The sequence below is a fragment of the Micromonospora acroterricola genome, assembly GCF_003172955.1.
Lineage (GTDB): Bacteria > Actinomycetota > Actinomycetes > Mycobacteriales > Micromonosporaceae > Micromonospora > Micromonospora acroterricola.
Map to the genome: position 1 here is coordinate 1 of NZ_QGKR01000239.1, position 3,387 is coordinate 3,387.

2 rRNA genes are annotated in these 3,387 nt (G+C 56.5%); both read right to left on the minus strand.

What is annotated here, in order from left to right:
* Positions 1-6: 6 nt before the first annotated feature.
* Positions 7-123 (minus strand): 5S ribosomal RNA (gene rrf / locus DKT68_RS21345).
* A gap of 85 nt (positions 124-208) precedes the next feature.
* A 23S ribosomal RNA gene (locus DKT68_RS21350) occupies positions 209-3,317 on the minus strand.
* Positions 3,318-3,387: the final 70 nt, after the last annotated feature.

Sequence of the window (3,387 nt, forward strand, 5' to 3'; positions counted from 1 at the left end):
AAGATTGTCCGGCGGCGTCCTACTCTCCCACACCCTCACGAGTGCAGTACCATCGGCGCTGGAGGGCTTAGCTTCCGGGTTCGGAATGTGACCGGGCGTTTCCCCTCCGCCATGACCGCCGTAACTCTATCGACATGTCAAACAACACCACACACTGTGGTCTGTTGTTCGTTTATCGAGAGTTGCACAGTGGACGCGTAGCAGCTTAGTAGTCAAGTCCTCGGCCTATTAGTACCGGTCAACTGAACCCGTCACCGGGCTTACATTTCCGGCCTATCAACCCAGTCGTCTAGCTGGGGGCCTTACCCCACATAGTGGGTGGGATACCTCATCTTGAAGCAGGCTTCCCGCTTAGATGCTTTCAGCGGTTATCCCTTCCGAACGTAGCTAACCAGCCGTGCCCCTGGCGGGACAACTGGCACACCAGAGGTTCGTCCGTCCCGGTCCTCTCGTACTAGGGACAGCCCTTCTCAAGTATCCTACGCGCACGGCGGATAGGGACCGAACTGTCTCACGACGTTCTAAACCCAGCTCGCGTACCGCTTTAATGGGCGAACAGCCCAACCCTTGGGACCTGCTACAGCCCCAGGATGCGACGAGCCGACATCGAGGTGCCAAACCATCCCGTCGATATGGACTCTTGGGGAAGATCAGCCTGTTATCCCCGGGGTACCTTTTATCCGTTGAGCGACACCGCTTCCACTCGCAAGTGCCGGATCACTAGTCCCGACTTTCGTCCCTGCTCGACCTGTCAGTCTCACAGTCAAGCTCCCTTGTGTACTTGCACTCAACACCTGATTGCCAACCAGGCTGAGGGAACCTTTGGGCGCCTCCGTTACCTTTTAGGAGGCAACCGCCCCAGTTAAACTACCCACCAGACACTGTCCCTGAACCGGATAACGGTCCGAAGTTAGATACCCAAATCAACCAGAGTGGTATTTCAAGATTGCCTCCACCCATACTGGCGTATAGGTTTCACCGGCTCCCACCTATCCTACACAAGCTAATTCGAGTACCAATGTCAAGCTATAGTAAAGGTCCCGGGGTCTTTCCGTCCTGCCGCGCGTAACGAGCATCTTTACTCGTACTGCAATTTCGCCGGGCCTGTGGTTGAGACAGTGGGGAAGTCGTTACGCCATTCGTGCAGGTCGGAACTTACCCGACAAGGAATTTCGCTACCTTAGGATGGTTATAGTTACCACCGCCGTTTACTGGCGCTTAAGTTCTCCGCTTCGCCCCGAAGAGCTAACAGGTCCCCTTAACGTTCCAGCACCGGGCAGGCGTCAGTCCATATACATCGAATTACTTCTTCGCATGGACCTGTGTTTTTAGTAAACAGTCGCTTCCCCCTGCTCTCTGCGGCCATACAACGCTCCACCCGCATGGGGCTTCACGTCTCCGGCCCCCCTTCTCCCTAAGTTACGGGGGCAATTTGCCGAGTTCCTTAACCACAGTTCGCCCGATCGCCTCGGTATTCTCTACCTGACCACCTGTGTCGGTTTGGGGTACGGGCCGCTAAGAACTCGCTAGAGGCTTTTCTCGGCAGCATAGGATCACTGACTTCACCTGAATCGGCTCGGCATCACGTCTCAGCCCTCGTGTGTTGCGGATTTGCCTACAACACGGCCTACACGCTTACCCCGGCACAACCACCGGCCGGGCTCAGCTACCTTCCTGCGTCACCCCATCGCTTGACTACTACCCATCAGGTTCCCACGCTCCCCACCCTCAACCCGAAGGTCTTGGATGGTTTGGGTGGTTAGCACAACGAGGTTCATCAGGGACGCTCTTTCGCGGGTACGGGAATATCAACCCGTTGTCCATCGACTACGCCTCTCGGCCTCGCCTTAGGTCCCGACTCACCCAGGGCGGATTAGCCTGGCCCTGGAACCCTTGGTCATCCGGCGGAAGGGTTTCTCACCCTTCTTTCGCTACTCATGCCTGCATTCTCACTCGTGCCGCGTCCACAACTGGGTCACCCCGCTGCTTCACTCGCGGCACGACGCTCCCCTACCCATCCACACACCTGCACAAGGAATCAAGTCCAAGCGAGGTTAAAATGTGAATGCCACAGCTTCGGCGGTGTGCTTGAGCCCCGCTACATTGTCGGCGCGGAACCACTTGACCAGTGAGCTATTACGCACTCTTTAAAGGGTGGCTGCTTCTAAGCCAACCTCCTGGTTGTCTATGCGACCCCACATCCTTTTCCACTTAGCACACGCTTAGGGGCCTTAGCTGGTGATCTGGGCTGTTTCCCTCTCGACTACGAAGCTTATCCCCCGCAGTCTCACTGCCGCGCTCTCACTTACCGGCATTCGGAGTTTGGCTGATTTCGGTAAGCTTGTGGGCCCCCTAGACCATCCAGTGCTCTACCTCCGGCAAGAAACACGCGACGCTGCACCTAAATGCATTTCGGGGAGAACCAGCTATCACGGAGTTTGATTGGCCTTTCACCCCTAACCACAGGTCATCCCCCAACTTTTCAACGTTGGTGGGTTCGGCCCTCCACGCGGTCTTACCCGCGCTTCAGCCTGCCCATGGCTAGATCACTCCGCTTCGGGTCTAGGACACGCGACTGAATCGCCCTATTCAGACTCGCTTTCGCTACGGCTCCCCCACACGGGTTAACCTCGCCACATGCCACTAACTCGCAGGCTCATTCTTCAAAAGGCACGCCGTCACCCCGCAAGGCTCCGACGGATTGTAGGCGAACGGTTTCAGGTACTATTTCACTCCCCTCCCGGGGTACTTTTCACCATTCCCTCACGGTACTTGTCCGCTATCGGTCACCAGGAAGTATTTAGGCTTACCAGGTGGTCCTGGCAGATTCACGGCAGATTTCAGGGGTCCGCCGCTACTCGGGAACACCCACAGAAGGTCAGCAACTTTCACCTACCGGACTCTCACCGTCTACGGTCAGCCATTCCAGACTGTTCGACTAGCCACTGACTTTGTAACTTCTCGAACAAGTGTCAGCTTGTTCAGCAGGGTCCCACAACCCCGACCACGCAACCCCTGACAGGTATCACACGCAGCCGGTTTAGCCTCAATCCGCTTTCGCTCGCCACTACTCACGGAATCACTAAATTGTTTTCTCTTCCTACGGGTACTGAGATGTTTCACTTCCCCGCGTTCCCTCCACACACCCTATGTGTTCAGGTGTGGGTGACACCACATGACTGGTGCCAGGTTTCCCCATTCGGACACCCTGGGATCACAGCTTGGTTGACAGCTCCCCCAGGCCTATCGCGGCCTCCCACGTCCTTCATCGGCTCCTGGTGCCAAGGCATTCACCGTTCGCCCTTGACAACTTGACCACAAAGATGCTCGCGTCCACTGTGCAATTCTCAACAAACGACCAACCCACAACCCTCAAGCCCCACACCA